We start from the raw sequence: 4861 nt of genomic DNA on the forward strand, positions 1-4861 counted from the left end.
CGACTGCGGCGGCGGCCAGTCGGCGGGCGGGGTCGCCGGCGAGTCCGCCTACCGGGCGTGGATCGCGGCCTTCGCCGCCGGCATCGGCTCCGGCCCCGCCGCGGTCATCCTGGAGCCGGACGCCCTGGCCCAGATCGACTGCCTGGCGCCGGCCGCCGCCACCGCCCGGTACGCCATGCTCGGCTACGCGGTCGACCAGCTCGCCGCGGTCGGGGCCGAGGTCTATCTCGACGCCGGCAACGCCTCCTGGCACTCGGCCGCCGACACGGCCGCCCGGCTGCGGCAGGCCGGCGTCGCCCGCGCTCGGGGCTTCGCCCTGAACGTGTCGAACTTCGACGAGACCGCCGACGAGACCGCCTACGGCGATGCGGTCGTCGCCGCCCTGGGCGGCACCGCCCACTACGTCGTCGACACCTCCCGCAACGGTCGGGGGCCGGCCGCCGACAACGCCTGGTGCAACCCGCCCGGCCGAGGCCTGGGCGTGGCCCCCACCGACCGGACGGGCAACCCGCGAGCCGACGCCTACCTGTGGATCAAGGTGCCCGGGGAGTCGGACGGTGCGTGCAACGGCGGCCCGGCCGCCGGCGGATGGTGGCTCGACTACGCCATGGGCCTGGCGAGCAGGGCCGCGTGACGATGCGCGGCGGGCCGCCGGGGCGGGGTCGCGCGGCGGTCCTGATCGGCTGCCTCGTCGCGCTGCTCGGTCTGCTCGGTCTGCTCGGCGCCTGCGGGCCCGCCGGCGCCTCGGGTTCGGCGGGCGGGGGACCGGTGCACCTCGACGACGTCGGCGGGGCCACCGGTGTGCGGGGCGTGCGCCTCGACCCACCGGTGCGCCTGCCCGGCGTGGCCCTGACCGACACCGCCGGCCGGCCGTGGACCCTGCCGGCGGCCGCCGATGGTCGGCTCACCCTGCTGTTCTTCGGCTACAGCTCCTGCCCGGACGTCTGCCCCACGACCGTCGCGGACCTCGCCGCCGCGGTGGGGCTGCTCACCCCCGCGCAGCGAGCCCGGGTCCGGGTGGTCGTCGCGACGACGGACCCGGCCCGTGACACGGGTCCGGTCCTGCGCCACTGGCTCGACCAGTTCGACCGGTCGTTCGTCGGCCTGACCGGCCCGGCCACAGCGGTGACCCGACTCGCCGACACGGCCGGGGTCACCTTCAGCACCCCGACGCCGGGCGCGAATGGCACCATCATGGTGCCGCACGGCAGCCAGGTCACGGCGATCGGCCCGGATGGCGTCGCCCGGGTCGGCTACCTCGCCGGCACCGCCGTCGCCGACTACGCCCACGACATCCCGCTGCTGCTCGCGGGAGAGAGCTGAGCGTGGGGCCCGACCGCCCGGCGCCACGCGACGTTGGCGAGGGGAGCGGCCCGGATGCCCGACAGCACCGCGCCGGGTGCCGCCCGGTGGACGGATGCTTCCCGGCGTCGCGTTCTACCGAGGTCGGGGGCGTCACCGTGGCCGCCGGGACGCCGGCCGCGACCGACGGCGGCGCTCGTGGTGCTGGTCCTGGTGTCCGCGGTGGTCCTGGTGCCGGCGCTGGTCGGCTGTGGGTCGGGCGGCCGGACGCCGTCCGGTGGCCCGACCGACCGACCACGCTATTCCGGTCCGGTGGCCGCGCCGGCGGGAGCGGGGTTCTACCGCCCGCCCGGGCCGCTGCCCGCCGGCCGTCCCGGGGACGTCGTGTGGTCGCGTCGGGTGCCGGCGGCGGGGCCGTTCGCCACGGCCGGGGCGCGGCTGGTCCAGGTGCTGTATCTGTCCAGCGGGGCGCTCGGTAGGCCGATCGCGGTCAGCGGCACCGTGCTCGTCCCCGCCCACCCGGCCGGCGACGCACCGATCCTCGGCTACGCGCCCGGCACCCAGGGGCTCGGCGACGACTGCGCGGCCTCGAAAGGACTCGCCGTCGGCATCAATCTCGCCGTCGGGGCAATCACCGAGGCGCTGGGCCGGGGCTGGATCGTCGCCGTGCCCGACTACGAGGGCCTCGGCACCCCGGGCGAGCACACCTACGTCGTCGGGCCGGCCGAGGGACACGCCCTGCTCGACATCGTGCGGGCCACCCCGCGGGTCGCGGGGCTCGGCGGCACGGCGCGTCGGCGGGTCGGGCTGACCGGCTACTCGCAGGGCGGAGGAGCCGCGGTGTGGGCGGCGCAGCTTGCCCCCGCGTACGCGCCGGACCTGGACCTTCGTGGGGTCGCCGCCGGTGGCGTGCCGGGGGATCTGGGGGCGGTCGGGCGGGCCCTGGACGGGAAGGCAGCCGCCGGGCTCGGTCTGGCGGCCGCGGTCGGCCTCGACGCGGCCTACCCGGAGCTACGGCTGGACACGCTGCTGACCGCGTCCGGCCGCGGTGTGTTCGCCGCCGTGCGCACCGCCTGCTCGCTCGCCCTGGTCACCGGGTACGCCGGTAGGCGGATCGCCGACCTGACGACCACCGATCCGATGACGTTGCCGCGCTGGCGGGCCCGGCTGGCCGAGAACACCCTGGGTCGGGTAGCGCCGCACGTCCCGCTCTACCTCTACCACGCCAGGTCGGACAGTCTGGTCGCGTTCGACCAGGCGGCGCGCCTGCGGACGGAGTACTGCACCCGACGGGTCGCGGTGACCTGGGTCCCCTTCCCCGGCGACCACATCGACGGGGTGGGGCGCACGCAGGACGCGCTGCGGTTCCTCGCCGATCGGTTCGCCGGCCTCCCGACGCCGGGGAACTGCTGACCTGCACCCCGCCGCGACCCGCCGCACTCGCCGTCCTGCCGTGTCCTGCCGTGTCGTGGTCGTGCCGGTCGGCGGATGCCATTCCCCGACCATTTTTTCGAATAGGGGGGTGGTGAATGTGGGAAATGGTCGTCGCTGTTCGGGGGATTCGTGATCTGCTCGCCGTCCATTGTCGCGGCGGTTATCCACAGCTTTCATGTTGCCGCTGGCTGCCGGGTCGATTCTGTTGGATTCTTGGTCCATGACCTTTTCCCGCTCGGCCTCGACCCCGCCGACCCGACCCGTCGTCCGCCGCTACCCCGGTCTCGACCCCGCCGTCGCGCTGGCGCGCCGGCAGGGCGGGATGATCACTTTTCGGCAGGCGATGTCCGCCGGCCTGACCCGCGGTCAGCTCCGCCAGCTCGTCCAGTCCGATCAGTGGAGCCATCCCGTCCGCGGCGCCTTCGTCGTCCCGCTCGCCCTCGTGCGCGGGGACGTCGCCGGCCCTGACTACGAGCAGCAGTCCTCGGACTTGGCGCCGGAGCCGGCGCCGTTCGTCGACGAGCCCCTCACGGTCGCCGGGGACGGCTGGCACCACGCCGCTCGCGGCCCGCTCCCGCCGGTGCTTCCCGGCGCTGGACCTTCCGGCGCTGTGCTCCCCACCGCCGCGGTCCCTGGTGGCGCATGCCCGCGGGTGCCCACGCCGCCGCCCTTTCCCCTGTCGGCGCGGGTGCGGGCGGCACTCGTCGGCCGTCCGCACGCGGTCGTCTGCAATGTCACCGCGGCCCGGTTGCTCGGTTTTCCCGGCGGGGAGCCGGAGAATCCGGCCGAGCCCGTGCACCTGCTGCTGCCGCCCCGGCTCACGCGGGCGCAGCCGCGGGGAATCCGGCTGCATTTCACCGAGCTCGGCGCCGGCGAGCAGGTCGACCTGGCCGGGATTCCCGTCACCTCGCCGGCGCGCACCCTCGCCGATCTCGTCCTCTCGGCGACCAGCCGGGAGGCGGCCGTCACCGAGATGGACGCCGCCCTGCGTAGCGAGGTCGTGCCGAACCTGCGCGCGGCTCGCGCGGCGGCTGCCGGGCGCAGGGGCTTTCGGCCGACGCAGAACTGGTGGGATCTGGCTGACGGGCGGGCGCAGTCGCCGCTGGAGACCCGGCTGCGGCTGCTGCTCGCCGACGCGGGGCTCGCGCCGCCCCAGCTTCAGTGGTCGGTCCAGGACGGCGGTCAGTCGATCGCGAGGCTCGACCTCGCCTGGCCGGAGCACCGCCTCGACGTCGAGGCCGACACCTACACCACGGCGAGCTCCGCCGAGGCGTTCTACCTGGAGCGGCTGCGCGGCAACCTGCTTGCCACCAGACGGTGGGCGGTGCTGCGGTTCAGCGCGCTGGACGTCGCCTGGTACCCGGAGCGCATCGTCGCCGCCGTCGACCGGGCCCTCGCCGCCCCGATGGTGCGGGACGCGGAAGAACGTCGCGCCTCGTGAACATTTCCACCATCCGGACAAAGGCGTGCAAGGACTTGTGACAGGAAGTACATTCCCAGCCGCCCGGGCGTCCCACGCCTACGATCCGGAACATGAGCGTTCCAACGGCCGGGCTGTCGCTGGCCGCAGACTTTCCGGAGGCCACCCGCGCCGAGTGGCAGCAGCTCGTCCTGGGCGTCCTGCGCAAGTCCGGCGTGGCGACCGAGGCGACCGCCGCCGGCGAAGTCGAGGAGCTGCTGGCGACGCAGACCTATGACGGTCCGCCGATCCGACCGCTCTACACCGCGGACGATCTGCCGGCCGGCGGGGTGGGCCTGCCGGGCCTCGCCCCGTTCGTGCGGGGCGGGCGGCCCCAGGGCGCGGGCGCCACCGGTTGGGACGTCCGCGCCCTGCACGCCGGTCCCGACGCGAAGCACGCCGCCGACGCCATTCTCGCCGACCTGGAGAACGGCGCCACCTCGTTGTGGCTGCGTCTCGGTGCCGGTGGGCTGCCGATCGACGGCCTGTCCACGGTGCTCGGCGAGGTCTACCTCGATCTGGCCCCCGTGGTCGTCGACGCGGGCGCGCAGACCCAGTCCGCGGCCGAGGAGCTCTTCCGCCTCGCCGCCGCCCGCGGCGTGCCCGGCTCGCAGCTCGCCGGCAGCCTCGGCGCGGATCCGATCGGCCTGGCGGCCCGCTCGGGCC

5 protein-coding genes are annotated in these 4861 nt (G+C 75.5%); all 5 read left to right on the forward strand.

Going from position 1 to position 4861, the window contains the following annotated elements; genetic code table 11:
- The coding region (locus ND748_RS25255) for a glycoside hydrolase family 6 protein (protein WP_251748530.1) at positions 1 to 634 on the forward strand (634 nt) is incomplete at its 5' end.
- A gap of 2 nt (positions 635 to 636) precedes the next feature.
- The gene (locus ND748_RS25260) at positions 637 to 1323 is read left to right on the forward strand and encodes an SCO family protein (protein WP_251748534.1); all 687 of its coding nucleotides are present in this window, start codon (positions 637 to 639) and stop codon (positions 1321 to 1323) included.
- Between the two features lie 177 nt (positions 1324 to 1500).
- The gene (locus tag ND748_RS25265) at positions 1501 to 2715 is read left to right on the forward strand and encodes a lipase family protein (protein WP_251748531.1); all 1215 of its coding nucleotides are present in this window, start codon (positions 1501 to 1503) and stop codon (positions 2713 to 2715) included.
- A gap of 241 nt (positions 2716 to 2956) precedes the next feature.
- Positions 2957 to 4177 carry a type IV toxin-antitoxin system AbiEi family antitoxin domain-containing protein gene (locus ND748_RS25270; protein ID WP_251748532.1) on the forward strand — a complete coding sequence of 407 codons (1221 nt, stop codon included), beginning with the start codon at positions 2957 to 2959 and terminating at the stop codon, positions 4175 to 4177.
- Positions 4178 to 4269: 92 nt separating this feature from the next.
- Positions 4270 to 4861 (forward strand): methylmalonyl-CoA mutase family protein (locus tag ND748_RS25275; RefSeq protein ID WP_251748533.1); only part of this gene is annotated, 592 nt, incomplete at its 3' end.

The sequence above is a fragment of the Frankia sp. AiPs1 genome (genome assembly GCF_023716945.1).
In the GTDB taxonomy this organism is placed as follows: Bacteria; Actinomycetota; Actinomycetes; order Frankiales; family Frankiaceae; genus Frankia.

Coding starts and splice junctions, on each gene's coding strand:
- ND748_RS25260 (WP_251748534.1), top strand. CDS start 637: ATGCGCGGCGGGCCGCCGGGGCGGGGTCGCGCGGCGGTCCTGATCGGC.
- ND748_RS25270 (WP_251748532.1), top strand. CDS start 2,957: ATGACCTTTTCCCGCTCGGCCTCGACCCCGCCGACCCGACCCGTCGTC.